Here is a 25,498-nt window from a genome sequence, read left to right as displayed (position 1 = left end):
TCAGCGGACGCCGGATTCGCCGGACGTCTCGACCGCGTCGTCGGATGCGGCGGCGGACGCGCGCGACGCGCGGGTCTCGCGGGTGCCGTCCAGGCGGAGACCGAACAGCACCAGCAGCGCGACGGAGATCATCATCGACACGATGAACACGTCGGCGACGTTGTAGATCGCGGGCATCATCCACGGCGTCGAGATGAAGTCGACCACGTGCCCGACGGGGAACCCGGGCTCACGCAGGAGGCGGTCGGTGAGGTTTCCGAGGACACCGCCGAGCAGCAGTCCGAGCACGATCGCCCACAGGCGGGACCGGACGCGCGTCACGGCGAGGAAGACGATGATGACCGCGACGACCGCGAGCGCGATCGTGAAGATCCAGGTCACGCTCTCACCGAGGGAGAACGCGGCTCCCGGGTTTCGAACCAGGTAGAACTGCAGCGCTTCGCCGATCACCGGCACGACACGCTCCGGGGGGAGATTGTCGATGGCGATCGTCTTCGCCAACTGGTCGGCGGCCAGCACCACCGCCGCGAGAATCGCGACGAGGGCGCCGGCCGCCGCCGAACGCAGAGGAGATCGACTGCGCAAAGAGTCGGCCTACAGACCGATCGCCGACACGGGCGTGGAGCCCGACGACGAACCGGCCGTGTCGAGGTCGCGGAGCTGACCCTCGATGTAGGAACGCAGCTGCGAGCGGTAGTCGCGCTCGAAGTTGCGGAGCTCCGTGATGCGACCCTCGAGCGTGGTGCGCTCCTTCTCGAGGCGGGCGCGCTCTTCGCGGCCCTGCTTCTCGGCCTCGGCGACGATGGATGCCGCCTGGGCCTGAGCCTCGGAGATGAGCTGATCGCGCTGGGCCTTGCCCTCGGCGACGTGCTCGTCGTGCAGACGCTGGGCCAGCTCGATGATCCCGGCGCTCTGGGCGGCGGGTGCCGCGTCGGACTCGGCGGCGGGAGCCGCGGCCGGAGCGGGGGCCGGCACCTCGGTGACGACGGGCTCCTCGGCCTGGGGCGCCTCGGCGGCGGGAGCCGCGGGGGCTGCCTCACCGGACTCGAAGGCGGCGAGCTTGGCCTTCAGTTCTTCATTCTCGGCGATCGTCTTGCGCCATTCGACGACGATCTCGTCGAGGAAGTCGTCGACCTCGTCGGGGTCGAAGCCCTCCTTGAAGCGCACGTGCTGGAACTGCTTGGTGACGACGTCATCGGGGGTCAGTGCCATGGTGTTTCCTCTTTCGAGAGCTCTGAATCGGAACTGGGGGGTGTCGCACCGGGGCACACCGCTTCGGAACAGCATAGCCGCCGCCCTTCTCCGGTGTCGAAGGGCGACGGCTGTGCAGGGGTCAGAGTGCCGCGAGCGACCGCGTGACGCTGAGCAGCAGGAAGCACGCGAACATCGTGATCGCGAACGCGAAATCGATCGCGATCCCGCCGATGCGAAGCGGAGGGATCACCCGCCGAAGAAGTCGGATCGGCGGGTCGGTGACGGTGTAGACGATCTCGGCCACCACCAGCATGGCGCCGCGGGGACGCCATTCACGGTTGAACATCGGGATGTACTCCAGCACGAGGCGTGCCAGCAGCAGAACGATGTAGATGAACAGGAGCGCGCTGAGGATGGAGCCGACCAGGCTCAGGACGGCCACGATCGATTACTGGGACGCGAAGGGCGCGGCCTCGGGGTCGGCCTGCGCGATCGCACCGTCGCCGGACACGGCGATGTTCTCGGGCGAGAGCAGGAAGACCTTGCTCGTGACCCGCTCGATGCGTCCGTACAGACCGAGCGACAGGCCGCTCGCGAAATCGATCAGGCGGCGCGCGTCGGCGTCGCTCATCTGCGACAGGTTGATGATGACCGGGATCCCCTCGCGGAAGTTCTCGGCGATCGTCTGCGCGTCGCGGTACTGCTTGGGGTGCACGGTGAGGATCTCGCTCACCGGGCCGGCGGCGGGCTGACGCACCACGGCAGGGCGGTGGAGCGGCGTCACCGGAGCGGCCTTCTCGACAGCCGCGGGCTGCTTGCGCGCGACCGGCTGCGGAGCAGTCTCCTCATAGGTCTCCTCCTCGTCGGCGAGGCCCAGGTACACCATCGTCTTCTTGAGCGGGTTCGACATCGCATCCTCCGTTCGCTCGTCTGTTTCGAGGCTAGTCGCGCGCGGGGCGCGGACCCGTGATTGCGGAGCCGATCCGCAGGTGTGTCGCGCCCATCGCGACGGCTTCCGGGAAATCCCCCGTCATTCCGGCGGAGATCCACGTCGCGTCGGGGACGACACGCCGGACCTCGTCCGCGCAGGCCCGGAGCCGCGCGAACGCCGGCGCGGGCTCCTCGTCCAGCGGCGCGACCGCCATGACACCGCGGAGCCGGAGCGTTCCGAGCGAGGCGACGTGGGCGGCCAGTGCCTCCGCCTCGGCGGGAACGACACCGCCGCGACCGGGATCGTCCGTCAAGTTGACCTGCAGCAGCACGTCGAGGACGGCGCCGTCGCCGGCGGCATCCAGGGCGTCCGCGATGCGCGGCCGGTCGACGGAGTGGACCACGTCGGCGGCGGCGCGGACGGCACGGGCCTTGTTGGTCTGAGCCTGGCCGATGAAATGCCAGCGGAGACCCTCGAGGGCCCCGAGTTCGCGGTGCTTGGCCGTCAGCTCCTGCTGGCGGTTCTCGCCGACGTCGCGCACGCCCAGGGCGTACAGGTCGGTGATGAGCGACGCCGGGTGGAATTTGGTGACGACGATGCGCGTGATCTCGGCGGGGTCGCGGCCGGCGTCTCGCGCCGCGTCGACGATGCGCGCGTCGACGGATGCCAGCCGGTCGGCGAGGGCGGTGTCCATGGGTACTCCTTCGACGACGCAGCGGGCCCGGTGGAGACCGGACCCGCTGCGTCAGCCGTTCGTGCTCACTTGAGGAAGTCGGGCACGTCCAGGTCGTCGTCCGCGAAGCCGGAGTCGTACGACGTGTCGGGCACGCGTGCGGCCACGGGGGCCGGCTCGGGCTTGCGCTCGGGGGCCTGTGCCTTCTGCTCCTCGGCGGCGTCGAGGTCGCGCGCGACGTCGTCGGCCGGGATCGCCGGGACGGCCGGTGCGGCGACGGGACGCTGGGCGCCGACGGGATCGATGCGCAGCGACGGCTCGCCCCCGTCGAAACCTGCCGCGATGACCGTGACGCGCACCTCGTCGCCGAGCGTGTCGTCGATGACCGTTCCGAAGATGATGTTGGCCTCGGGGTGCGCGGCCTCCTTCACCAGCTGGGCGGCGTCGTTGATCTCGAAGATGCCGAGGTTCGATCCGCCCTGGATCGACAGCAGGACACCGTGCGCTCCCTCGATGGAGGCTTCGAGGAGCGGCGACTCGACGGCGAGCTCCGCGGCCTTGATCGCGCGGTCGGCGCCGCGCGCCGAGCCGATGCCCATGAGCGCGGAACCCGCGCCCTGCATGACCGACTTGACGTCGGCGAAGTCGAGGTTGATGAGACCCGGGGTCGTGATGAGGTCGGTGATGCCCTGCACACCGGCAAGGAGCACCTGGTCGGCCGTGGCGAAGGCCTCGATCATCGAGATGCCGCGGTCGCTGATCTCCAGCAGTCGGTCGTTCGGCACCACGATGAGGGTGTCGACCTCTTCCTTCAGGCGCCCGACACCGGCCTCGGCCTGGCTCTGACGGCGTCGACCCTCGAACGAGAACGGCTTGGTGACGACGCCGATGGTCAGGGCGCCGATCGACTTGGCGATCTTCGCCACGACGGGCGCGCCGCCCGTGCCGGTTCCGCCGCCTTCGCCCGCGGTCACGAAGACCATGTCGGCGCCGCGCAGCGCCTCCTCGATCTCCTCGGCGTGGTCCTCGGCCGCGCGGCGGCCGACCTCGGGATCCGCACCGGCGCCGAGGCCCCGCGTGAGCTCGCGGCCGACGTCGAGCTTGACGTCGGCGTCGCTCATCAGCAGCGCCTGCGCATCGGTGTTGATCGCGATGAACTCCACGCCGCGCAGGCCGAGCTCGATCATGCGGTTGACGGCGTTGACGCCGCCTCCGCCCACACCGACGACCTTGATGACGGCGAGGTAGTTCTGGTTCTGGCTCATGCCGGCCTCCGTTATCCCCGAACCTGAAACTCTAAACCTCATGTTGAGGGTTAAAGAATTGCCCGGTATGCAATTCCTTAGCTCGAAGGTAGGCGGACGCACCGGCCCAACCCGCCCGACACGCGGCGTGTCGGATTATCGCGGTGCGGATCAGCGGAGCACGCCCGCCTCGGGCGAGGTGACGTCGTACTCCTTGGTGCGATCGGGCGGGCTCTTCTGCATCAGCAGGTCGAGCACGCGCGCCTTCTCGGCGGAGCGGTCGGCACTCCCCCACACGACCTTCGTACCCGTGGCTCCGAGGGTCAGCGTCACGTCGTCGGGGGTGGTCGCGGACACCGCCGTCACCTGCGAACGGATGCCGTCGGGCAGAGCGCGCATGACGCGTCCGACGGCGTGGAACGGCTCCGCATCGGTGCCGCCCGCCGCATCGATCACCGGCTGGCCGTCGGGCGCGGTCGGAGTGGTCGACAGCACGACCCCGGCGGCATCCACGAGGGTGTATCCGGCGGGCGTCTGAACGACTCCGACGGGGGTGCGCTCGACGATGCGGACGACGAGATCGTGGGGTGGTCGCGCCTCGAGCGTGTACGACTCCACGAGCGGGAAGCGCACCAGCGCCGCCTTCACGGCACTGTCGTCCACCATCGCCAGCGGCGTGCCGACCTGACTGCTCAGAGCGTCCGCGACCGTCGCGGCATCCAACTGGGACGTGCCCACGACGTCGACCCGTTCGACCGCGAAGAGCGGGCTGTAGGCGGCGCCCGCTGTCCCCAGGACCATCACCACGAAGGCGATGCCGACGCCGATCCACACCCGGCGACGGCGGCGCTGGCGCACGGTGAAGCGGCGGACCTCCGCGCGCAGTGCGCGACGACGCGCACGCGACGCGCGCCACACGTCGCGGAGCCCCAGCTCTGCGGCATCCGGCTCGGACTCGCCGCCCGCGGGCGGCAGGGGCAGCGCGACGACCTCCGCCTCACGAGCCTCACGACCGGCCGGCGCGGGAGGCTCGGGATCGCGGGGAGAGCCCGACGACGACCCGGGGGTCGGGGGCAGGGGCGAGGGCCGGCGCACGGCTCAGACCGCCGCGGCCTCGGTGCGGGAAAGCGCCTCGAGCACCTGCGGGATGATCTGGTACACGTTGCCGCACCCGAGGGTGATGACGTAGTCGCCGGGTCGGGCGATGGCCGCGGTGTACTCCGCGGCGCTCTGCCAGTCGGGCACGTAGTGCACGTGCGCGGGATCGGCGAACGCGCCGCTGACGAGCTCCCCCGTCACGCCCGGCACGGGGTCTTCGCGCGCGCCGTACACGTCGAGCATGACCGTGTGGTCCGCGAGGGATTCGAGCACCTCCGCGAACTCGCGGTACATCTCCTGCGTGCGGGAGTACGTGTGCGGCTGCTGGATCGCGATGATGCGCCCGTCACCGACGACCGTCCGCGCCGCCGACAGCGCCGCCGCGACCTCGGTGGGATGGTGGGCGTAGTCGTCGTAGACGCTCACCCCGCGCTGGACACCGTGCAGTTCGAAGCGGCGGACGGTGCCGCCGAACCCCTCCACGGCCTTCGCGGCGTCCGCGAGACCGTAGCCGAGCACGGTGAGCACGGCGACCGCGCCGGCCGCGTTCACCGCGTTGTGCGCCCCGGGCACCCGCAGACGCACGTCGGCGCTCTCCTCGCCCGCGGACACGGTGAACGACACCGGCCCGTCGGTGCGGACGTCGGTCAGCCGCACGTCGGCCGCGGCATCCTCGCCGAAGGTGACGACGTTCGGGTGGGTGATGCGTTCGCGCACCGCCCGGGCGCCGGCGTCGTCGGCCGAGATGACGACCGCTTCACGGGCCGCGTCGGCGAAGCGGGCGAACGCGGCGTCGAAGGCTTCGCGCGAGCCGTAGTGGTCGAGGTGGTCGGGGTCGACGTTGGTGATGAGCGCCACGGAGGTGTCGTACAGCAGGAAGGTGCCGTCGGACTCGTCGGCCTCGATCACGAACAGTTCGTCGGAGCCGGTGCCGCTGGAGGCGCCGAGGTCGGCGATGACCCCGCCGTTGACGAACGTCGGGTCGACGTCGAGCGCGCGCAGCGCGGTCACGATCATGCCGGTCGAGGTGGTCTTGCCGTGCGCGCCCGCCACCGAGACGAGGCGACGCCCGCCGATGAGCCAGTGCAGCGCCTGCGAGCGGTGGATGACGTGCAGTCCGCGCTGCTTCGCCGTGACGAACTCGGGGTTCTCGGGCCAGATGGCACCGGTGTGCACGACCGTGTCGGCGTCGCCGAGGTGGGCGGCGTCGTGCCCGACGTGGACCGTCGCGCCGCGGGCGGCGAGATCGCGCAACGCCGCACTGTCGGCGCGGTCGGAGCCGGAGACCCGGATGCCGCGGTCGAGGAACATGCGCGCGAGCCCGGACATGCCCGAGCCGCCCACTCCGATGAAGTGCGCGGAGGTGATGGACTCGGGGATGGGGAGGCTCAGGTCGGGTCTGATCATGACCTTGCGATCCTACGTCGCGTGGGCGACGGCTCGGCCCCGGCGCGCCCGGGGGTCAGGGCCTCCGCGGCCGGCGTCCCGGATGCGGCGGCGCCGGCGGGCGAGGGTCAGCGGGCGAGGGCGGCGTCGAGGAGGGCGATGACGTTCTCGGTGCCCGCGCGCGTCCCCGTCCGCGCCGCAGCGGCGCGCATGGCATCCCGCCGGTCGCCGTCGCGGAGGAGCGGGACGATCTCGGCCCGGACACGGTCGGCGGTGAACTCCGCGTCGGGGATGAGGCGTGCGGCGCCCGCGCGCACGGCGGCCGCGGCGTTCAGGCTCTGCTCGCCGTTGCCGACCGCGTACGGCACGTAGACGGCGGGGATCCCGAGGGCACTGATCTCGCTCACCGTGGCCGCACCAGAACGGGACACGATGAAATCCGCGAGGGCGAACGCGAGATCCATGCGGTCGACGTAGCGCACGAGCGCGTAGCCGGGCACGCCCGGATCGGCGAGGTCGGACTTCTCGCCGGTGACGTGCAGCAGCTGCCAGCCGGCGTCGAGCACATCGCGCCACGCCCCGCCGAACGCCTCGTTCAGGCGCTGCGCCCCGAGCGACCCGCCGAAGACGAGGAGCGTGGGGGCCGTGGCATCCAGTCCGAAGTGCGCGGCCGCCTCGCCACGCCGGGCAGCGCGGTCGAGGTCGACGATCTCGCGGCGGAGCGGCATGCCGACGACGCGCGCGCCGCGCAACGGCGTCCCCTCGAACGCCACCCCCACCCCGGCCGCCGCCCGGGCGCCCAGCACGTTCGCGAGCCCGGGGCGCGCGTTGGCCTCGTGCACGACGAACGGGATGCGCTCCCAGCGCGCCGCCACGTACGCCGGCGCCGACGCGTAGCCGCCGAAACCGACGACGGCGTCGACGCCGCGCTCGCGGATGACTCGCCGCACCTGCGCGGTCGCGCGGCGGAAACGGGAGGGGAAGGCCGCGGCCGCGCGGTCGGGCCGACGCGGGAACGGCACCTTGTCGACGAAGAGGAGCTCGTACCCGCGCAACGGGACGAGGCGCGCCTCGAGCCCCTCGCGGGTGCCGAGCACGAGCACCTCGCCGTCGGGATCACGGGCGCGGAGTCCGTCGGCCACGGCGAGCAGGGGGTTCACATGGCCGGCGGTCCCGCCGCCGGCCAGAAGCGTGGTCGTCACCCTTCGACCCTAACCAGCGGGACGCCACCGGTCGCACCGCACGAGCGGCGCAGAACTCAGCGGCGGCGCCGCGCGGGCGTCCGCGCGGGGGGCGTCGGCATCGCGCGGCGGTCGGGCAGCGTCCGGGCGCACGAGAGCAGCACACCGCACGCGATGAGCACGGACAGCAGCGACGTGCCGCCCTGCGACATGAACGGCAGGGGCACGCCCAGCACCGGGAAGATGCGCAGGACCACGCCGATGTTCACCAGAGCCTGGCCGACGATCCACAGCGTGATCGCGCCGGCCACGATCCGGACGAAGGAGTCGTCGGTACGACGGATGATGTGGAACGCGCCGACGGCGAACAACGCGAACAGGGTCAGCACGACGAGGCATCCGATGAGCCCGAGCTCCTCGCCGATGATCGCGAAGATGTAGTCGTTCGCGGCCGCGGGAAGCCAGTCGTACTTCTCTTTCGAGTTGCCCAGGCCCAGACCCAGCACTCCGCCGCTGGCCAGACCCCACACGCCGTGGAGCGACTGATAGCAGGACGTGTAGTAGCAGGAGGCGTCGTCCGGGTCGAAGAGGCTGGCGATGCGCGCCATGCGGTTCTCGCTGCCGAACGCGGAGGCGAGGACCACGACGACCGACAGCACCGCGGGGACGATGAACATGCGCAGCTTGATCCCCGCGAAGAACAGCGCCCCGAGCACCACGAGCACGAGGATCATCACGGTGCCGAGGTCTTTCCCACCGAGCACGGTGCCGATGACGAGCACAGCAACGGGCACGACGGGGATGAACACGTGCTTCCACGAGGTCAGCAGGCGGCGCTTGCGATAGAGCACCGCGCCCATCCACAACGCCAGGGCGAGCTTGAGGAACTCGGCCGGCTGGAACTGGAACCCGGCGATCTGCACCCAGTTGCGGTTTCCGTACGAGGCGATGCCGAGCCCGGGGACGTACACCAGCAGCTGGAACATCGTGGCCAGGATCAGCGTCGGCCAGGCGATGCGTTTCCAGAACTGCATCGGGGCGCGGCTGAGGACGAACATGAGCGGGATGCCGACGACCGCGAAGATGCCCTGCTTGAGGACGTGGTCGAAAGGGTTCTGACCCCCGTCGAGCGCGGAGGTCGCGGACAGCACCATCACCAGTCCGAATCCGGTGAGCAGCAGCGCCGCGGAGGCGATGAGCAGGAATTCGCTCGGCACCGGCTGGAACGCCCGCCCGAGGGAGACGCGTGCGGCCAGTCCCTTGCGGGCGGGTTCGTCCTCGGGTGCCTGACGGGGCGGGGGTGCGGTGGTGGTCACGCGGTGTTCCCCTCGTCCTACGTTCGGGCCGATCCCTCGTCCTGGCCCGCGATCCACTCCCGCACCGCCCGAGCGAAACGCTCGCCGCGGTCGGAGTAGGAGGCGAACTGATCGAACGACGCCGCCGCGGGAGCCAGGAGCACGGTGTCTCCGTCCCGGGCCACGTCGGCCGCCAGTTCGACGACCCGTGCCATGACGTCTTCAGTCTCGGTGTGGTCCACCTCGAACAGCGGAACCGCGGGCGCGTGTCGCTCGAACGCGGCGACGATCTCGCCCCGCTCCGTGCCGATCACGATCGCGGCGCGCGTACCCGCCCCGCGCGCCCGCACGAGGTCGGCGACGTCGACGCCCTTCAGCAGCCCGCCGACGACCCACACCGCACCGGGGTACGCCGCGAGCGACGACCCCGCGGCGTGCGGGTTCGTCGCCTTGGAGTCGTCGACCCACGTGACACCGCGATGCGCCGCGACGACCTGGATGCGGTGGGGATCCAGCCGGAAGCGGTCCAGGGCGTCGTGGATGTCGGCGGGAGCCACACCGAGGGATCGGGCGAGCGCGGACGCCGCGAGGATGTTCGACACGACGTGCGGGGCGGAGAGCCCCTGCTCGGCCAGGTCCGCGACCGTCGTCAGTTCGAGCGCCGAGGTCGCACGCTCCTCGAGGAATGCGCGGTCGACCAGAATGCCGTCGACGACGCCGAGGTCGCTCGGACCCGGGACGCCGAGGTCGAACCCGATGGCTCGCGCCCCTTCCACCACCTCGGCCTCCTCGACCATCTCGCGGGTGGCGACGTCGGCCTTGTTGTAGACGCAGGCGACGCGCGTGCGGGCGTACACACCGGCCTTGGCGTCGCGGTACGCCGCGAAGCTGCCGTGCCACTCGAGGTGATCGTCGGCGAGGTTGAGGCAGACCGCGGCGTGCGGCGACAGCGCCTCGGGCCCGGACTGGAGGTTGAGGTACCAGAGCTGATGACTCGAGAGCTCCACGACGAGCACGTCGAACCCCGCGGGGTCGCGGATCGCGTCGAGCACGGGCGTGCCGATGTTGCCGACCGGGACGGCCCGCAGCCCCCCGGCGACGAGCATCTCGGCCGTCAACCGCGTGGTCGTGGTCTTGCCGTTGGTCCCCGTGATCAGGACCCAGTCCGCCGGACGCCCGTCGGGCCGCACGACCTTGTCGCGCACGCGCCACGCCAGCTCGACGTCGCCCCACACGGGGATGCCGCTCTCCTGCGCCCAGACGATGAGCGGGTGCGACGGGGGGAAGCCGGGCGAAGCGAGGACGACATCGGGCCCGAAGCCCGCGAGCGCGTCCGGCACGGTGCGAAGCGGACCCACGTGCAGTTCCGCGCCGATGACGGGCAGCAGGCGCGCGTACTCAGGGTCGGCCTTCTCCGTGACGACGAGCACGTCGGCGCCGAGCTCCGCGAGCGTGTCCGCGGCGGAGAAACCGGTCACCGACAGGCCCAGCACGGCGACCTTCAGGCCCCGCCACTCGGCGTACCAGCTGTGCAGGGATGCCACCCGCTCGGCGCTCATACCCGGGCCAGCCATTCGACGTAGAAGAAGCCGACGCCCGACACGGCGAGCAGGCCCGCGATGATCCACATGCGCACGACGATCGTCACCTCGGGCCACCCGCGCATCTCGAGGTGGTGGTGCAGCGGACTCATGAGGAAGAGCCGCTTCCCGCGCGTGATCTTGAAGTAGATGCGCTGCAGGATCACCGATCCGGAGGCGATCACGTACACACCGGCGATGAGGACGAGCAGCAGCTCGGTGCGCGTCAGGATCGCCATCGCGGCGATCACGCCGCCGATCGCCATCGAGCCGCAGTCGCCCATGAAGACCTTCGCCTTGGGAGCGTTCCACCACAGGAATCCGACGAGCGCGCCGACGAACGAGGCCGAGACGATCGCGAGGTCGAACGGATCGCGGACGGCATAGCATCCGGCCTGAACGGCGGGTTCGAGCACATCGGCGCACATCTGCTTGTTCTGCCAGAAGGCCATGAGGCTGTATGCGCCCACGACGAAGATGCCCGAGCCGGCGGCGAGACCGTCGAGTCCGTCGGCCACGTTGACCGAATTGGATGCCGCAGTGCCGATGAGCGAGATCCACGCCAGGTACAGCAGCCATCCGACGATCGGACCCAGCGCGAAGAGCGAGAGCACCTGGATGTCACGGAAGATCGAGACGTACTGCGACGCGGGCGTCTGCCCGAAGGCGTTGGGGAAGTTGAGGGCGACGATCGCGAAAGGGACGGTGACGATGACCTGCCCGGCGATCTTGCGCCACCCCGAGAGCCCCAGGCTGTTCTGGAACCGGACCTTCATGTAGTCGTCGATGAATCCGACGACTCCGAAGCCCAGCATGAGCCACAGCACCAGCAGGCCCGACACGGTCGGCGGGTTGTTGCCCGCGTACGCCCCGATGAGGTAGCCGATGATGGTGCCGAGGATGAAGATCGTGCCGCCCATCGTGGGCGTTCCACGCTTGGCCCCGTGCGAGGGGTTGTGCACGTTCTCGGGCGTGCGGATGACCTGTCCCCAGCCCCACTTCCGGAAGCCCCGCAGGAACACCGGAGTGAGGAAGAGCGTGAAGGCCAGAGAGATCCCCGCCGATGTCAGAAGTGATCTCACGCGAACGATTCTCCCAGACGGTCGCCGAGGAACCGGAGCCCTGCGGAGTTGGAGGACTTCACCAGCACGCGATCGCCGTCGCGGAGCTCGTCCCGGAGGTAGTCGTAGGCCGCGTCGGCATCCGCGAAGAAGACGGCCTCGCCGTCCCAGGATCCCTGGGCGATCGCCTCGAGGTACATGCGTCGAGCGTCCTGTCCGATGACGACGATCCGCTGGATGCGCAGACGCACCGCCAGCAGACCGACGCGGTCGTGCTCCTCGTCGGCGTACTCGCCGAGCTCGCTCATCGCGCCGAGCACCGCGACCGTGCGCTCATCGGGCCCGGTGATCTGGGCGAGCGTGCGCAGAGCCGCGGACATCGAGTCTGGGCTGGCGTTGTAGGCGTCGTTGATGATGCGTACGCGATCGGACCCGAGGGGCTGCATGCGCCACCGCTCGGCGAGCTCGACGGTCGACAGGCGCGCGATCGCCTCCTCCGCCGTGACGCCCAGCGCCGTGGCGGCGGCGATCGCGGCGAGGGCGTTCATGACGTGGTGCTCGCCCAGGACCCGCAGCTCGAGCGTGTGCTCCTCGCCGTCGACGACCAGCTGAGCGCGCGTGCCGGATGCCGAGACCTCGACGTCGAGGGCACGCGCCTGAGCCCGCTCGCCCCGACCGAACCAGCGCACCTCCTGGCCGCGTTCGCGGGCGAGGGGCTCCATCGCGGCGACGCGCGGATCGTCCGCGTTGAGCACGGCGAGTCCGCCCTCGCGGGTCGCGCGCACGAGTTCGCTCTTGGCGTGGAAGGTCGATTCGATCCCGCCGAAGCCGCCGGCGTGCGCCATGCCCACCATGAGCACCACCCCGATGTCGGGGGTGACGAGACCGGCGAGCCGGGCGATGGCGCCCGGAGCGCTCGCACCGAACTCGCTCACGAGGAAGCGCGTGTCGTCGGTGACGCGCAGCATCGTCAACGGCGCGCCGACCTCGTTGTTGAACGAGGCGCGCGGAGCGACGGTGGATCCCTCGTCCTCGAGGATGCGCGCGAGGAGGTTCTTCGTCGTCGTCTTGCCGTTGGAGCCGGTGATGCCGACGATGCGGAGGTTCCCTGTGGCGCGCACGCGCGCGACGACGTCGCGGGCGAGCTCGCCCAGGGCCTCGACGACATCCGGCACGACGACCTGGCTGACCGGCTCGTCGAGCTCGCGTTCGACCAGGGCCAGCACCGCGCCCCGCTCGATCGCGGCGGGGACGAAGAGGTGGCCGTCGGTGGTCTCGCCGGGCTTGGCGACGAAGATCCCGCCGGGCTCGATGAGCCGCGAATCGGTGTCGACCAGTCCGCTGACGGTGGTCTCGGGGGTGTCGTCGCCGCGGAGTACGAGGCGGCCGCCGAGCACGGAGGCGATGTGGGAGAGGCTGGTGGAGATCATTGCTGTGTACGGACGCCCTTTCCGTGTCGGGAGGAGACCGGCATCCGGCGTGTCAGCCGAACTTGGGCAGTTCGGGGGAAGTGGTTCCGGACGGGATCACCCGGTAGTTCTTGAGCACCTGGGTGAGTGCCTTCTGGAAGGCGGGGGCCGTGGCCGCAGACGACTTTACCGTCCGCGGTTCGTCGAGGTTGACCGAGACGATGTACTGCGGGTCGTCGGCGGGCGCGAAGCCGATCATGGTGGTGAAGTAGGCGTCGGGCTTGTACGCACCGGTGGCGGGGTCGGTCTTCTCACCGGTACCGGTCTTGATCGCGACGCGGTACCCGGGGATGCTCACCTGGGACGCGAGGGTGCCCTGCGTCGCGACGTTCTCGAGCATCTGCGACACCTTCGTGGCGGTGTCGGCCGACACGACGCGCTGGCCCTCGGTCGAGGGCACGTCGGTGACGGTGCCGTCCGCGGCCGTGCAGCTCTCCACGAGCGAGAGCGGCACGCGCACTCCCCCGTTCGCAATCGTCTGGTAGGCGCTGACGAGCTGCGGGATGGTCACGGCGAGGCCCTGACCGAACGCGGTGTTGTAGAACGTCTGGTCACCCCAGTCGCCCACGGGATGCAGGATGCCGGCGGACTCGCCCGGGAAGTCGATCGCCGTGGTCGAGCCGATGCCGAACTTCTGCAGGTAGTCGAAGCGCGTCTGGGCGGGGATCATCTCGGCGAACTTGGAGATGCCGACGTTCGAGGAGTCGATGAGCACGCCGGTCAGGGTGTAGTTGTTCGCGCCGTGCGCGAAGGCGTCGGTGACCCGGGCGCCGCCGCGGAGCGTCTCGCTCGAGGATGCCGTGACGGTGGTCCCCTCGGCGAACGACCCGCTGTCCAGTCCGATCGCCGCGGTGAGCGCCTTGAACGTCGAGCCCGGCTCGACGGGATCGGTGAACGTCCAGCTGCCGCGCTCGTCCTCAGGAGTCGCGGTCGGATCGTTGGGGTCGACGGTCGGGTACTCGGCGAGGGCCCGGACCTTGCCCGTCTTGGCCTCGACGACGGTGATCGCGCCGCGGACCGCGCCGGTGTTCTGCACCTGCTCGGCGATGAGCTGGCCCATGTACCACTGCAGATCGCGGTCGATCGTGAGCTTGAGGGTTCCGCCGTCGACGGCGGGCTCGGTCTGCACCTCGGTGCCGGGCAGCACGACGCCGTCGCGGCCCTGCTGGAACACGACCTTGCCGTCCTGGGAGGCGAGGCAGGAATCGTCGGCGAGTTCGAGCCCGGCGAGCGCCTGCCCGTCGCCGCCGACGAACCCGAGCAGGTTGCCGCCGACCGCGCCGTCGGGATACACCCGCCCCGCCTTGGGCGGGAACACCAGGAACGGCAGCCCGAGGTCGGCGAGACCTCGGTACTGCTCGGTGGAGACGTCCTTCGCGATGATCGCGTAGCGCGAGGCGGGGTCGGCGGCCACGGCATCCGTCACGACCTTCTCGACCGCCGCGGGATCCTCACCGAGGACGTCGGCGATCTTCGCGGCCAGGTCGGGCCACGTGGCCTCGACGCGGGTCGTGCCGTCGTCGTCGCGGGAGACCAGCCCCTGAGCGGCGAGCATCGGGTCGACCTGGACGTCGTAGCGGTGCACGCTCGACGCGAGCGTGACGCCGTTCTCGTCGACGATGGACCCCCGCGAGGCGTACTCGACGCGGGAGTTCTGCAGGCCCATGGCCAGCGATTCGTCCACGTGCTCGCGGGCGTTCACGACCTGGATGTCGACCAGTCGGACGACGAAGGCGATGAGCACGATCAGCACGACCGAGAGGGCCACCACCGTGCGACGTCGCGGGGAGCGGGAAAGCGTCGTCGTCATGGGCTTATCGTGTCGCGGGCGTCGGCAGACCGTCGCTGATCGGCGGGGGTGTCGCGGATCCGGTCGCCGGAGCCGTCGCATCGGTGGCCGCGTCGGCGGTCGTGGCGTCGGTCGTGGCGTCGGTCGCGGGCCCCGCGGCCTGCTGCGGGTCGGTCACGAGGGGGACCCCCGCGATGAGGGCGTTGCGAACGGACCCGCGACCGATGGCGTCCACGGAGGACGCGCCCTCGGCGGGCTTGCCGGCGCCGATGACGGCACCGTCGCTCAGTCGCAGGTAGGTCGGCGTCTCGTCGATCACCATCCCGAGCGCGGCGGCGTTCGCGGCGAGGTACTGGGGCGAGTTCAGCCCGGCGACCTCGTCGTAGAGGATCTGCTTCTGGTATGTGAGGTCCCGCTGCTGCTGGGTGAGCGACGAGATCTCGAACGAGCTCTGCGTGGTGAGGATCGACAGCCCCATCTGCACGAGCGCGATCAGGACCGCGCCGAGCACCGCGATGACGCCGAAGGCGCGTCGCGGCACACGTCGACGCGCGGGCGCGTCGACCGCGTGGAGCCGTCGGGGCTCGCGGACGGGGACGGGGAACTCCGGAAGGAACGCCGCGTCGATGGTCTGGGGAGCGCTCATGCGTCCTCCTGGATCCTCTCGGCCGCACGCAGACGCACGGGGGTGGCACGCGGGTTGGCGGCGCGTTCTTCATCGCCGGCGAGTTCGGCGCCGCGCACGAGCAGCCGGAACTTGGGGGCGTGCTCGGGGAGTTCGACCGGCAGGCCGCGAGGAGCGGTGGATGCCGACGCCTCGGCGAACACCCGCTTGACCAGGCGGTCCTCGAGCGACTGGTAGGACAGCACGACGATGCGCCCCCCGACGCCGAGGACGCTCAGGGCCGCCGGGATCGCGCGTTCGAGCACCGACAGTTCGGCGTTGACCTCGATGCGCAGGGCCTGGAAGACGCGTTTGGCGGGATGCCGTTCCCGCAGCACCGCGGCCGGCGTCGCCGCCTGGAGCACGTCGACCAACTGGCCCGAACGCTCCAGCGGCGCCTGCTGCCGCGCGGCGATGATCGCCCGGGCGTAGCGCCCCGCCAGTTTCTCTTCCCCGTAGCGCTCGAAGATGCGGCGGAGGTCGCCCTCGCCGTACGTCGCGAGCACCTCGGCGGCGGTGACGCCGGAGGTCTGGTCCATGCGCATGTCCAGCGGGGCGTCCTGCGCGTAGGCGAACCCGCGCGCGGCTTCGTCGAGCTGGAGCGAGGACACCCCCAGGTCGAACAGGATGCCGTCGACCTTGTCGACGCCCGCCGAGGCCACGGCATCCGCGATGCCGTCGTAGACGGTGTGCACGAACGTCGTACGGCCTTCGAACCGGGCCAGCCGCTCCCCCGCGATGCGCAGGGCGTCGGTGTCGCGGTCCAGGCCGATCAGACGGGCGGTCGGGAACCGCTCGAGGAACGCTTCGGAGTGGCCGCCCATACCGAGGGTGGCATCGACGAAGACGGCTCCCTCGCGCTGGAGGGCCGGGCCGAGCAGCTCGGCGCAGCGCTCGAGCAGGACGGGGGTGTGAATGTCGCGGATGTCCATGATGACGGGGGGAGGTCGCGGGCTCTGATCCCCATCCGCTCGACCTGGCGCCGGGGAAGTGCGTCAGGGCGTGCGGCTGGGAATCACAGCCCGCGATCAGAACAGTCCCGGGATCACCTCCTGCTCCATCTCGGCGTAGGTCTCTTCATTGCTCTCGGCGTAGGCGTTCCAGGCCGTGGCGTCCCAGATCTCGGCGTGGGCGCCGACACCGGTGACGACCAATTCCCGATCGAGGCCGGCGTACGCGCGCAGCGCCGGGGGGACGGTGATGCGGTTCTGCCCGTCGGGCTTCTCCGCGCTGGCCCCGGAGAGGAACATGCGCAGGAAGTCGCGGGCCTGCTTGTTGCTGAGCGGAGCCTCGCGGATCCGCTCGTGCACGCGCTCGAACTCCTCGGTGCTGAACACGTAGAGGCAGCGGTCCTGCCCCCGGGTGATCACCACTCCGGCTCCGAGATCGTCACGGAACTTCGCGGGCAGGATGACGCGCCCTTTGTCGTCGAGCTTGGGAGTGTGCGTGCCGAGCAGCATTCGGGCGTCCACCCCCTTCGTCCGGCCTGCGAAGTTTCCCCCACTTTACTCCACTGCCCTCCACTTCGCCATCAAAATGCGGGTCTTCCGCGGGGAATCCATGACGTGTATGGTCTTGCCCCGCTCGACGGCGGGGTCCGACATCTGCGTCGATCCGCGGCATCCGATCGCGCGCGACACGAGCGGGCCCCCGCGTGGAGGGAAAGGGAGCGATTCTCACGCCGCTCGCGGCGGTCACCGCGGACGCAAAAAAACACCGGCTCCGAAGAGCCGGTGTTCAGGTGAAGCGAGGAGGAGGGTCAGTGCCCTTCGTTGCGGCGGTCCCACCGATCGTTCATGCGATCCATGAAGGAGGCACCGGACGCGCGGGGGGCACGCGCACCCGAGGCGGCGCGGGCCGACGGGAGTCGCGAGGAGCTGCGCGTGGGGGTGACGGCGAAGACCACGCCGCCGACCATCACCAGGAAGCCGACCACACCCACCGCGATACCGAGGACGCCCGTGTTGAATCCGATCGAGACGCCCGCGATGAGGGCGCCGAGACCGGCGAGCACGAGGATCGACCCGAGGACGATGTTGCGATAACTGAGCGCGCGACTCGGAGCGGTGACGACGTCGGCGTCGTTACTCATGAGATGGCGTTCCATCTCGTCCAGCAGACGCTGCTCCTGTTCGGAGAGTGGCATGCGTCCCCCTCTATTGCTCAGTACGTTCGATTCTACGCGGGGCGTGGATCACTAGGCTAGGCCCGTGTCGACCTCCCCGGAACCGATCGAAGCCGTTTCTCAGCGACTCGACAAGTTCGTGTCTGAACAGATATCGTACGCCTCCGCGCTGGGGTCCGAGGCCGAGAAGATGGCCCGCGCCGGGGCCTCTTCGCTTCGGGGCGGCAAGCGTCTGCGCGCCCGCTTCCTGCTGACCGGTCGCCGTGCCGTCGACGAGGTCTCCTCGGGCGCCACGACGGCTCCGGACACCGCCGCCGTCGGAGTCGCGGCGGCCCTCGAGGTGTTCCAGGCGGCGGCCCTCGTCCACGACGACCTGATCGACAATTCGGACACGCGGCGTGGACAGCCCGCGGCCCATCGTGCCCTGCAGGCCGCCCATGTCGACGCGCACTGGGCCGGCGATCCCGAGGCATTCGGCCGTTCCGCGGCGATCCTGCTGGGCGACCTGCTCGTCGCATGGAGCGACGACCTGCTCGAGGAATCCCTCGTCGACCTCGCCACGGCCCCGGCGACCCGGCGACAGTACGCGGACATGCGTCGGGATGTCACGATCGGGCAGTTCCTCGACGTCGCGGAGGAGTCCGCGTACGCCGTCCACGACGACGACGACCACGCCGATCGCGCGCTGCGCGTCGCGTCCTACAAGTCGGCGCGTTACAGCATCCAGAAACCGCTGCAGATCGGAGCCGCTCTCGCGGGTGCCGACGACGCCCAGCTCGACGCGCTCGGACGGTTCGGGCACGACATCGGCATGGCGTTCCAGCTGCGCGACGACGTCCTGGGAGTGTTCGGCGACAGCGCGGTGACCGGCAAGCCCTCGGGCGACGATCTGCGCGAAGGCAAGCGCACCGTCCTCGTCGCGTACGCCCGCCAGGCGCTGTCCGTCGAGCGCCGCGCGCAGCTCGACGCCCTGCTCGGGGACCGGACCCTGGATGCCGGGCGCATCGGCGACCTGCAGCAGACGATCGTGGACACGGGTGCGCTCGAACGCACCGAGGAGCTCATCGCCGAGTACGAGCGTCAGGCCGAAGCCGCTCTCGACGGGGCGCGCCTGGGCCGGGAAGCCGTCGCGGAACTCCGGGAACTCGCCCGCGCCGCGACGCGTCGCACGTCCTGACGCGGTCGACGGATCGGGATCAGGCCAGCGCGGCCGCCACGCGGCGCACTTCGCTCTTGCGTCCGGCCAGGAGCGCTTCGATCGGAGCGACTCCGATGGTCTCCTCCGGCGTGAAGAGCCAGTCGATGGTCTCGTCGGCGTCGAACCCGACGTCGTGGAGCACGATGATCGTGCCGCGCAGCGACGGCAGCGGGCGACCGTCGACGATGAACACCGCCGGCACCCGCAGGACGCCGTCGCGTCGCGTGCCCACCAGGTAGTTGTCGTCCAGCAGTCGGCGGACGCGCCCGAGAGGCTCCCCGAGCACCTCGACGAGGTCGGGAAGGGTCAGCCATTCGGTCGCGAAGCGGGGCGTGTCGGTCACCCTGCCACTATCTCATCCCGGCCCGGGAACGAGCACGCGAACCACATCCGTCACACCCGTCCCAACAACCTCATGCGTTGACATCCGTCACGTCGCGTGCGACGGTGGCGGGCAGTCGGAAGAACGGATCCCCCACCATGCGACGACTCCCTCCCCTGCCCGCGCGCCCGCGCGGCCTGACCGTCTGGCCCGCAGCCGTGGCCGGCACGATCGCGCTCGCCCTCTCCGGCGAGAACGCGGCGCACGCCGCCCCGCCGTCGCCCGCCCTGTCCGCCGTACCCCCCGCACCCGCGACGCTCGGCTCCCCCGTCCTCGCGAGCGCAGCGCCCCCGGTGTCGTACACCGTGCAGCCCGGCGACACCGTCTGGGCGATCGCCCGCGCGCACGGGCTGGACACCGCCGCCGTCCTCGCGGCGAACGGCCTTGAGGCGGGCAGCATCATCCGGCCGGGACAGGTGCTCGCGCTGGTCCCCGCCGCACCGGCGCCTCCCCCGGCGGCGACCACGGAGGCACCCCCTGCTCCCGCGCCGAGCGGGCGCACGCACGAGGTGCGCCCGGGCGACACCGTGTCGGCCATCGCCGCCGCCAACGGCGTCTCCATCGACGCGGTCCTGGCGGCGAACGGCCTGACCCGCGCGTCGATCATCTACCCGGGCGAGACGCTCCAGATCCCCTCGGCCGAATCCGCCGCGGCGACCGGGGTCGCGGCATCCGCGGGTCCGGCGACCGCGCCCGGACTCGACGCCGAACAGGCGGACAACGCCCGGCTCATCATCCGTATCGGCCGGGAGCTGGGCGTCTCGGACCGCGGCATCGCGATCGCCCTCGGCACCGCCATGCAGGAATCGTGGCTCCGCAACCTCGACTGGGGCGACCGCGACTCGCTGGGCCTGTTCCAGCAGCGACCGAGCAGCGGCTGGGGAGCGCCCGATCAGATCCTCGACCGCGAACGCGCGACGCGCGTCTTCTACGGCGGCTCGGGCGACCCCAACGGCTCGGCGACCCGCGGCCTGCTCGACATCCCCGGATGGGAGGGCATGGCCTACGCCGACGCCGCGCAGGCGGTGCAGATCTCGGCGTACCCCGATCGCTACGCGCAGTGGGAGTCGCCGGCGACCGCCTGGATCGCGGTTCTCGGCTGATGCGAAGGTGAGCCGCTCCCCGGGCTCCCAGGGGGCGCTCCGTAGACTCGTCCCGTGAGCACGAGTCAGCAGGCCGACCCGCTGATCGGCCGTCTCGTCGACGGCCGGTACCGGGTGCGCGCGCGCATCGCGCGCGGCGGCATGGCGACCGTGTACGTCGCGACCGACCTGCGGCTCGAGCGCCGGGTCGCGCTGAAGGTCATGCACGGCCATCTCAGCGACGACACCGTGTTCCAGAGCCGCTTCATCCAGGAGGCGCGGTCGGCTGCGCGACTGTCCGACCCGCACGTCGTCAACGTCTTCGACCAGGGCCAGGACGGCGACATGGCGTACCTCGTCATGGAGTACCTGCCCGGGATCACGCTGCGCGAGCTCCTGCGCGAGCACAAGCGCCTCACGGTCGATCAGACCCTGACGATCATGGATGCCATCCTCTCGGGCCTCGCGGCCGCCCATCGCGCCGGCATCGTCCACCGCGACGTCAAGCCCGAGAACGTCCTGCTGGCCGAGGACGGCCGGATCAAGATCGGCGACTTCGGACTCGCGCGCGCCACCACCGCCAACACCGCCAGCGGTGCGCAGCTGATGGGCACGATCGCGTATCTGGCGCCCGAGCTCGTCACGCGCGGCACCGCGGACGCGCGCAGCGACATCTACTCGCTCGGCATCGTTCTCTACGAGATGCTCGTCGGCGAGCAGCCCTACAAGGGCGAGCAGCCGATGCAGATCGCGTATCAGCACGCCACGGACTCGGTTCCGCGCCCGAGCGCGAAGAACCCGGGAGTCCCCGAGCAGCTCGACGAGCTGGTCCTGTGGGCCACCGAGCGCGAGCCCGCCGAGCGCCCGCTGGACGCGGGAGCGATGCTCGCCCGTCTGCGCGACATCGAGAAGGAGTTGGGCCTCGCGCCGCAGGTGGCGCGGGCCGTCGCCGTCGGCACCGTGGCGGCCAGCGCCGAGGAGTCCCGCGAACTGACCAAGGTGCTGCCGCAGACCGCGGTCGTGCCGTCCACCCCGCAGGACGACGTCGACAACGCCACGCGCTTGAGCCAGCGCACGCGTCGCCGCACCACGCGCGGCATCTGGCTCTTCGCGCTGGTGCTGATGCTCGCCGCCGGCGCCGCGACCGCCGGGTGGTGGTTCGGGTCCGGTCCGGGATCGCTCGTGGCCGTGCCCGACGTCTCGCGGATGAGCTTCGCCCAGGCCGAGGCCCTGCTGACGCAGGAGCAGCTCGGCGCCCAGGCGCAGGAGGTCAACGATCGGGAGATCCCGGCGGGCACCACGGTCGGGTCCGACCCCGGGGTCGACGTCCGACTCGACAAGGGCACCGTGGTCACGGTCTTCGTCTCGATCGGCCCGGCCTCGCACGACCTTCCCGCCCTCGCCGGCAAGGGGACGGACGAGGTCAACGGCATCCTCGAGTCGGCCTACGTCGGAGTGTCCGGCACGACGTCGGAGTTCACGGACGCGGGGGCGGGAACCGTGCTCGGGGTCAGCATCACCCCGCGCGCCGGTGGCGAGGCGATCGACTGCACCCAGGGCTGCACCGTGCTCGAGGGCGATGCGGCCGCGCTCGTGACGTCGCTGGGCCCGATCCCCGACGTGGTGGGGCTCACCACCGCGCAGGCCGAGCGGGCGATGAGCGACGCGCAGCTGCAGACCACCACGTCCGAGGAGTACAGCAACTCCGTTCCGTCGGGCACGGTCATCGGCATCGGCGATCGCGACGGCGGCGGCAACTGGCGCCCGAATGACACCGTCACCCTCCGCGTGTCGATCGGGCCCCGACCGGTGCAGATCCCCGAGAACGTCGTCGGGATGACGATCCGCGAGGCCGTCACCACGCTGCAGGGCCTCGGCTTCGAGGTCAACGCCGGGATCGACGACGGCACGCTCCCCCTCGGCTTCAAGTACTGGGACATCTACAAGGTCCGGTCGACCAACCCCAAGGCGGGAACGAACGCGCCACAGGGCAGCACCGTCACGCTGACGCCCACGCTGTAGCCCTCACCGCACGAGAAACGCCCCCGATCACACGGATCGGGGGCGTCTGTCGTGCAGCCGGGTCAGCGGTTCTCGAGCTCCTCGGCCACGAGGAACGCGAGCTCGAGGCTCTGACGGTGGTTCAGACGCGGATCGCACAGGCTCTCGTAGCGCGTCGCGAGGGTGGCCTCGTCGATCTGCTCCGAGCCGCCGAGGCACTCGGTGACGTCGTCTCCGGTGAGTTCGACGTGGATGCCACCGGGGTGCGTGCCCACGGAGCGGTGCGCCTCGAAGAACCCGCGCACCTCGTCGACGACGTCGTCGAAGCGCCGCGTCTTGTACCCCGTCGGCGTGGTGATGCCGTTGCCGTGCATCGGGTCGGTGACCCACAGGGGCGTCGCGCCCGACGCGCGCACGGCCTCGAGCAGCGGCGGCAGGGCATCGCGGATCTTGCCCGCGCCCATGCGCGTGATGAACGTGAGCCGACCGGGCTCGCGCTCGGGGTCGAGCTTGTCGATGAGGGCGAGCGCCGTCTCGGGCGTCGTCGTCGGGCCCAGCTTGACCCCGATGGGGTTGCGGATCTTCGAGAAGTAGTCGACGTGCGCGCCGTCGAGCTCGCGGGTGCGCTCGCCGATCCACTGGAAGTGCGACGAGGTGTTGTACGCCAGGCCCGTACGCGAGTCGATGCGGGTCATCGGGCGCTCGTAGTCCATGAGCAGACCCTCGTGGCCGGTGTAGAACTCCACGCGCGTCAGCTCGTCGAAGTCCGCGCCGGCGGCCTCCATGAACTTGATCGCACGGTCGATCTCGGCCGCCATGCTCTCGTACGCCTGGTTGGCGGGGTTGGACGCGAAGCCCTTGTTCCAGCTGTGGACCTCGCGGAGGTCGGCGAAGCCGCCCTGCGTGAACGCGCGGATCAGGTTCAGCGTCGAGGCGGCGGTGTGGTAGCCCTTCAGCAGGCGCGCGGGATCGGCCTTGCGGGACTCCTCGGTGAAGTCGTACCCGTTGACGATGTCGCCGCGGTAGGCGGGGAGGGTCACGTCGCCGCGGGTCTCGGTGTCGCTGGAGCGGGGCTTGGCGAACTGCCCCGCCATCCGGCCCATCTTGACCACGGGCATCGACGCGCCGTAGGTGAGGACGACCGCCATCTGCAGCACCGTCTTGATGCGGTTGCGGATCTGCTCCGCGGTGGCACCGGCGAAGGTCTCGGCGCAGTCACCGCCCTGGAGGAGGAAGGCCTGGCCGGCGGCGGCCCGGGCCAGACGGTCGCGGAGGATGTCGACTTCGCCGGCGAAGACGAGCGGCGGAAGGGTGGCCAGTTCGGCGGATGCCGCGGCCACCGCGGCCTCGTCATACCACTGGGGCTGCTGCTTGATGGGCAGGGTCCGCCAGTGGTCGAGGTCGTGGAGCTGCTGATTCACCCCTGAAGTCTAGTGGCGGGCCGACGGCGCCTTCGCCGCCTGCGCACTGGCGAGACGGTCCTTCACCGTGGAGGCGTACACGTCCTCGTACCGCTGCTCGCCGAGCCGTTGCAGGGCCACCATGATCTCGTCCGTGACCGAGCGGAGGATGTAGCGATCGCTCTCCATCCCCTCGAACCGCGAGAAGTCGAGCGGTTCGCCGATGACGATCCCCACCCGTCCGACGCGCGGCAGGCGCTGGCCGATCGGCATGACCGCACCGGTGTCGACCATCACGACGGGGATGACGGGCACGCGCGCCTCGAGCGCCATGCGCGCGATCCCCGTGCGTCCGCGGTACAGGGTGCCGTCAGGGCTGCGGGTGCCCTCGGGGTAGATCCCGAGGAGCTCGCCGCGGCCCAGGACGCCGAGGCCCGTGTTCAGCGAGGCCTCGGAGGCCTTGCCGCCCGAGCGGTCGATCGGAAGCTGCCCCGTCGCCGTGAAGAACAGGCGCGTCGCCCAGCCCTTCAGGCCGCGCCCCGTGAAGTAGTCGCTCTTGGCGAGGAAGGCCATGCGCCGGTCGATCATGAGCGGGAGGAAGATCGAGTCCGAGAACGACAGGTGGTTGCTGGCGAGGATCGCCGCGCCGTCGCCGGGGATGTTCCGTCGGCCCACGATCCACGGACGGAACACGGCCTTGATGACCGGTCCGATGACCACGTACTTCATGAGCCAGTAGAACATCGTCAGCGCTCCTTCCCGGCGAGGTCGGCGACCCCGATGAGACCGGCGTCGTTGCCCAGCCGCGCGATCGTGAATTCCGCCACCGGACGTTCACCGTACCCCGGGAGGGAGGTCTCGTACGCGAGCTTCACCGGCACGAGCAGGTCGGCGCCCAGCTGCGCCACTCCCCCGCCGATCACGAACAGCTCGGGGTCGAGGACCGCCTGGAAACCACCGCACGCCTCGCCGAGGGCCGTCGCCACGCGCCGCAGCGCCTCGAGCGCACCGGCGTCGCCGGCGAGCACCAGGCGCGAGACCGCAGGTCCTGGGATCGCCCCCTTCTCCGCACGGACGGCGGCCAGGGCCGCTCCGATGCCGCCCTCGTCGGCGATCGCGTTGGCCTCGCGCTGCAGCGCGCGGCCGGAGGCGTACTGCTCGAGGCATCCGTTCTGTCCGCATCCGCACGGGTGCCCGCCGCGGACGAAGCGCAGGTGGCCGAGCTCGGCGCCGATGCCGTGGCCTCCGCGGAACAGCTCGCCGTCGGAGACGACGGCCCCGCCGACGCCCGTGCCCATGGTGAGCATGACCATGTCGCGGACGCCCTGACCGGCGCCGAAACGGTACTCGCCCCACCCGGCGGCGTTGGCGTCGTTCTCGATCGTCACCGGCGTGTCCAGGCGCCCCTCGAGGCGGGCGCGCAACGGCTCGTCGCGCCAGTCGATGTTCGGGGCGTAGATGACGGTGCTGCGGTCGCGGCTGATGAACCCGGCCGCGGCGACGCCGATGGCGTGCACCTCGTACGAGCGGCGGAGGTGATCGGCCATGTCGACGACGGCATCCACGAGCGCGGCGGGATCGATAGGGGTGTCCACCCGGAGCTTCTCGACGATCGTGCCGTCCTCGTCGACCACGCCCCCGGCGATCTTCGTGCCGCCGATGTCGATACCGATGTTGCGCACCGCGCTCCCCTCCCGGCAAGCCCCGCGGCTCGGCCCGCAGCAGTCTAGTCATCAGCGCGGAAC

25 protein-coding genes are annotated in these 25,498 nt (G+C 70.8%); 3 read left to right on the top strand and 22 right to left on the bottom strand.

The genetic code is table 11. From position 1 onward, the window contains the following. The 18 genes from lspA to QM517_RS17265 form a co-directional block, all read right to left on the bottom strand. Positions 1-585, bottom strand: a complete 585-nt coding sequence (gene lspA / locus QM517_RS17350) for a signal peptidase II (RefSeq protein ID WP_278101422.1) — start codon at positions 583-585, stop codon at positions 1-3. 9 nt (positions 586-594) lie between these two features. Next, on the bottom strand, positions 595-1,212 hold the full coding sequence (locus QM517_RS17345; protein ID WP_077049895.1) for a DivIVA domain-containing protein: 618 nt from the start codon (positions 1,210-1,212) through the stop codon (positions 595-597). A gap of 121 nt (positions 1,213-1,333) precedes the next feature. Next, complete coding sequence (locus tag QM517_RS17340; RefSeq protein WP_022877736.1) at positions 1,334-1,636, bottom strand: YggT family protein; 303 nt, start codon at positions 1,634-1,636, stop codon at positions 1,334-1,336. Between the two features lie 6 nt (positions 1,637-1,642). Continuing rightward, on the bottom strand, positions 1,643-2,104 hold the full coding sequence (locus QM517_RS17335) for a cell division protein SepF (RefSeq protein WP_077049894.1): 462 nt from the start codon (positions 2,102-2,104) through the stop codon (positions 1,643-1,645). Positions 2,105-2,135: 31 nt separating this feature from the next. Next, complete coding sequence (locus QM517_RS17330; RefSeq protein WP_283289302.1) at positions 2,136-2,819, bottom strand: YggS family pyridoxal phosphate-dependent enzyme; 684 nt, start codon at positions 2,817-2,819, stop codon at positions 2,136-2,138. A gap of 65 nt (positions 2,820-2,884) precedes the next feature. Then, complete coding sequence (gene ftsZ / locus QM517_RS17325; protein WP_077049892.1) at positions 2,885-4,063, bottom strand: cell division protein FtsZ; 1,179 nt, start codon at positions 4,061-4,063, stop codon at positions 2,885-2,887. A gap of 150 nt (positions 4,064-4,213) precedes the next feature. Then, complete coding sequence (locus tag QM517_RS17320) at positions 4,214-5,137, bottom strand: FtsQ-type POTRA domain-containing protein (RefSeq protein ID WP_283289298.1); 924 nt, start codon at positions 5,135-5,137, stop codon at positions 4,214-4,216. A 3-nt stretch (positions 5,138-5,140) separates the two neighbouring features. Further along, positions 5,141-6,547 carry a UDP-N-acetylmuramate--L-alanine ligase gene (murC, locus tag QM517_RS17315; RefSeq protein WP_283289297.1) on the bottom strand — a complete coding sequence of 469 codons (1,407 nt, stop codon included), beginning with the start codon at positions 6,545-6,547 and terminating at the stop codon, positions 5,141-5,143. Positions 6,548-6,654: 107 nt separating this feature from the next. Then, the gene (locus tag QM517_RS17310; protein ID WP_283289294.1) at positions 6,655-7,728 is read right to left on the bottom strand and encodes a UDP-N-acetylglucosamine--N-acetylmuramyl-(pentapeptide) pyrophosphoryl-undecaprenol N-acetylglucosamine transferase; all 1,074 of its coding nucleotides are present in this window, start codon (positions 7,726-7,728) and stop codon (positions 6,655-6,657) included. Positions 7,729-7,784: 56 nt separating this feature from the next. After that, positions 7,785-9,023 carry a putative lipid II flippase FtsW gene (ftsW, locus tag QM517_RS17305; RefSeq protein ID WP_283289291.1) on the bottom strand — a complete coding sequence of 413 codons (1,239 nt, stop codon included), beginning with the start codon at positions 9,021-9,023 and terminating at the stop codon, positions 7,785-7,787. Positions 9,024-9,040: 17 nt separating this feature from the next. Beyond that, positions 9,041-10,561 carry a UDP-N-acetylmuramoyl-L-alanine--D-glutamate ligase gene (murD, locus tag QM517_RS17300; protein ID WP_077049887.1) on the bottom strand — a complete coding sequence of 507 codons (1,521 nt, stop codon included), beginning with the start codon at positions 10,559-10,561 and terminating at the stop codon, positions 9,041-9,043. After that, entirely contained in the window at positions 10,558-11,664 is a 1,107-nt protein-coding gene (gene mraY, locus QM517_RS17295; RefSeq protein WP_283289287.1) for a phospho-N-acetylmuramoyl-pentapeptide-transferase, read from the bottom strand. Before mraY ends, murD begins: the two co-directional genes overlap by 4 nt. Further along, complete coding sequence (locus QM517_RS17290) at positions 11,661-13,073, bottom strand: UDP-N-acetylmuramoyl-tripeptide--D-alanyl-D-alanine ligase (protein ID WP_283289285.1); 1,413 nt, start codon at positions 13,071-13,073, stop codon at positions 11,661-11,663. Before QM517_RS17290 ends, mraY begins: the two co-directional genes overlap by 4 nt. Positions 13,074-13,125: 52 nt before the next feature. Further along, positions 13,126-14,922, bottom strand: a complete 1,797-nt coding sequence (locus QM517_RS17285) for a peptidoglycan D,D-transpeptidase FtsI family protein (protein WP_077049884.1) — start codon at positions 14,920-14,922, stop codon at positions 13,126-13,128. Between the two features lie 4 nt (positions 14,923-14,926). Next, complete coding sequence (locus tag QM517_RS17280; RefSeq protein ID WP_077049883.1) at positions 14,927-15,547, bottom strand: hypothetical protein; 621 nt, start codon at positions 15,545-15,547, stop codon at positions 14,927-14,929. After that, positions 15,544-16,497: a 16S rRNA (cytosine(1402)-N(4))-methyltransferase RsmH gene (rsmH, locus tag QM517_RS17275; protein ID WP_077049882.1), complete on the bottom strand. Its 954-nt coding sequence runs from the start codon at positions 16,495-16,497 to the stop codon at positions 15,544-15,546. The genes QM517_RS17280 and rsmH overlap by 4 nt, the downstream gene beginning before the upstream one ends. A 96-nt stretch (positions 16,498-16,593) precedes the next feature. Then, positions 16,594-17,025, bottom strand: a complete 432-nt coding sequence (mraZ, locus tag QM517_RS17270; RefSeq protein WP_076490712.1) for a division/cell wall cluster transcriptional repressor MraZ — start codon at positions 17,023-17,025, stop codon at positions 16,594-16,596. 299 nt (positions 17,026-17,324) lie between these two features. Continuing rightward, complete coding sequence (locus tag QM517_RS17265; protein ID WP_077049881.1) at positions 17,325-17,711, bottom strand: DUF3040 domain-containing protein; 387 nt, start codon at positions 17,709-17,711, stop codon at positions 17,325-17,327. A 64-nt stretch (positions 17,712-17,775) separates the two neighbouring features. Here QM517_RS17265 and QM517_RS17260 point away from each other — a divergent pair, with 64 nt between their 5' ends. Next, positions 17,776-18,867: a polyprenyl synthetase family protein gene (locus tag QM517_RS17260; RefSeq protein ID WP_283289257.1), complete on the top strand. Its 1,092-nt coding sequence runs from the start codon at positions 17,776-17,778 to the stop codon at positions 18,865-18,867. Between the two features lie 19 nt (positions 18,868-18,886). Here QM517_RS17260 and QM517_RS17255 read toward each other — a convergent pair whose 3' ends face one another. Further along, positions 18,887-19,231 (bottom strand): Rv2175c family DNA-binding protein, encoded by a 345-nt coding sequence (locus QM517_RS17255; protein WP_278101410.1) that lies wholly within the window; start codon positions 19,229-19,231, stop codon positions 18,887-18,889. A gap of 137 nt (positions 19,232-19,368) precedes the next feature. On the opposite strand from QM517_RS17255, the gene QM517_RS17250 reads away from it, so the two are divergent. Both QM517_RS17250 and pknB read left to right on the top strand, forming a co-directional pair. Next, complete coding sequence (locus tag QM517_RS17250; RefSeq protein ID WP_283289253.1) at positions 19,369-20,373, top strand: LysM peptidoglycan-binding domain-containing protein; 1,005 nt, start codon at positions 19,369-19,371, stop codon at positions 20,371-20,373. Positions 20,374-20,427: 54 nt separating this feature from the next. Then, positions 20,428-22,374: a Stk1 family PASTA domain-containing Ser/Thr kinase gene (gene pknB, locus QM517_RS17245; RefSeq protein WP_283289252.1), complete on the top strand. Its 1,947-nt coding sequence runs from the start codon at positions 20,428-20,430 to the stop codon at positions 22,372-22,374. Positions 22,375-22,436: 62 nt separating this feature from the next. Here pknB and QM517_RS17240 read toward each other — a convergent pair whose 3' ends face one another. The 3 genes from QM517_RS17240 to QM517_RS17230 are packed head-to-tail and all read right to left on the bottom strand — an operon-like array spanning position 22,437 to position 25,435. Continuing rightward, positions 22,437-23,774 carry a class II 3-deoxy-7-phosphoheptulonate synthase gene (locus QM517_RS17240; RefSeq protein ID WP_077049876.1) on the bottom strand — a complete coding sequence of 446 codons (1,338 nt, stop codon included), beginning with the start codon at positions 23,772-23,774 and terminating at the stop codon, positions 22,437-22,439. Positions 23,775-23,783: 9 nt separating this feature from the next. Next, entirely contained in the window at positions 23,784-24,497 is a 714-nt protein-coding gene (locus QM517_RS17235) for a lysophospholipid acyltransferase family protein (protein WP_077049875.1), read from the bottom strand. A gap of 2 nt (positions 24,498-24,499) precedes the next feature. After that, positions 24,500-25,435, bottom strand: coding sequence for an ROK family glucokinase (locus tag QM517_RS17230; RefSeq protein WP_278101407.1), 936 nt, complete (start codon positions 25,433-25,435; stop codon positions 24,500-24,502). Between the last annotated feature and the right edge of the window lie 63 nt (positions 25,436-25,498).

The sequence above is a fragment of the Microbacterium sp. IEGM 1404 genome (genome assembly GCF_030056775.1).
GTDB lineage: Bacteria > Actinomycetota > Actinomycetes > Actinomycetales > Microbacteriaceae > Microbacterium.
Note: the sequence above shows the minus strand (reverse complement) of the source record. Positions and strands in the feature narration are given on the sequence as shown.

Excerpts from the sequence above, each read along its gene's own strand:
- mraZ (WP_076490712.1), bottom strand. The coding sequence starts at position 17,025 with ATGCTGCTCGGCACGCACACTCCCAAGCTCGACGACAAAGGGCGCGTC.
- QM517_RS17345 (WP_077049895.1), bottom strand. The coding sequence starts at position 1,212 with ATGGCACTGACCCCCGATGACGTCGTCACCAAGCAGTTCCAGCACGTG.
- QM517_RS17250 (WP_283289253.1), top strand. The coding sequence starts at position 19,369 with ATGCGACGACTCCCTCCCCTGCCCGCGCGCCCGCGCGGCCTGACCGTC.
- QM517_RS17265 (WP_077049881.1), bottom strand. The coding sequence starts at position 17,711 with ATGCCACTCTCCGAACAGGAGCAGCGTCTGCTGGACGAGATGGAACGC.
- QM517_RS17280 (WP_077049883.1), bottom strand. The coding sequence starts at position 15,547 with ATGAGCGCTCCCCAGACCATCGACGCGGCGTTCCTTCCGGAGTTCCCC.
- QM517_RS17330 (WP_283289302.1), bottom strand. The coding sequence starts at position 2,819 with ATGGACACCGCCCTCGCCGACCGGCTGGCATCCGTCGACGCGCGCATC.
- QM517_RS17335 (WP_077049894.1), bottom strand. The coding sequence starts at position 2,104 with ATGTCGAACCCGCTCAAGAAGACGATGGTGTACCTGGGCCTCGCCGAC.
- QM517_RS17285 (WP_077049884.1), bottom strand. The coding sequence starts at position 14,922 with ATGACGACGACGCTTTCCCGCTCCCCGCGACGTCGCACGGTGGTGGCC.
- rsmH (WP_077049882.1), bottom strand. The coding sequence starts at position 16,497 with ATGGACATCCGCGACATTCACACCCCCGTCCTGCTCGAGCGCTGCGCC.
- murC (WP_283289297.1), bottom strand. The coding sequence starts at position 6,547 with ATGATCAGACCCGACCTGAGCCTCCCCATCCCCGAGTCCATCACCTCC.
- murD (WP_077049887.1), bottom strand. The coding sequence starts at position 10,561 with ATGAGCGCCGAGCGGGTGGCATCCCTGCACAGCTGGTACGCCGAGTGG.
- QM517_RS17290 (WP_283289285.1), bottom strand. The coding sequence starts at position 13,073 with ATGATCTCCACCAGCCTCTCCCACATCGCCTCCGTGCTCGGCGGCCGC.
- QM517_RS17235 (WP_077049875.1), bottom strand. The coding sequence starts at position 24,497 with ATGTTCTACTGGCTCATGAAGTACGTGGTCATCGGACCGGTCATCAAG.
- ftsZ (WP_077049892.1), bottom strand. The coding sequence starts at position 4,063 with ATGAGCCAGAACCAGAACTACCTCGCCGTCATCAAGGTCGTCGGTGTG.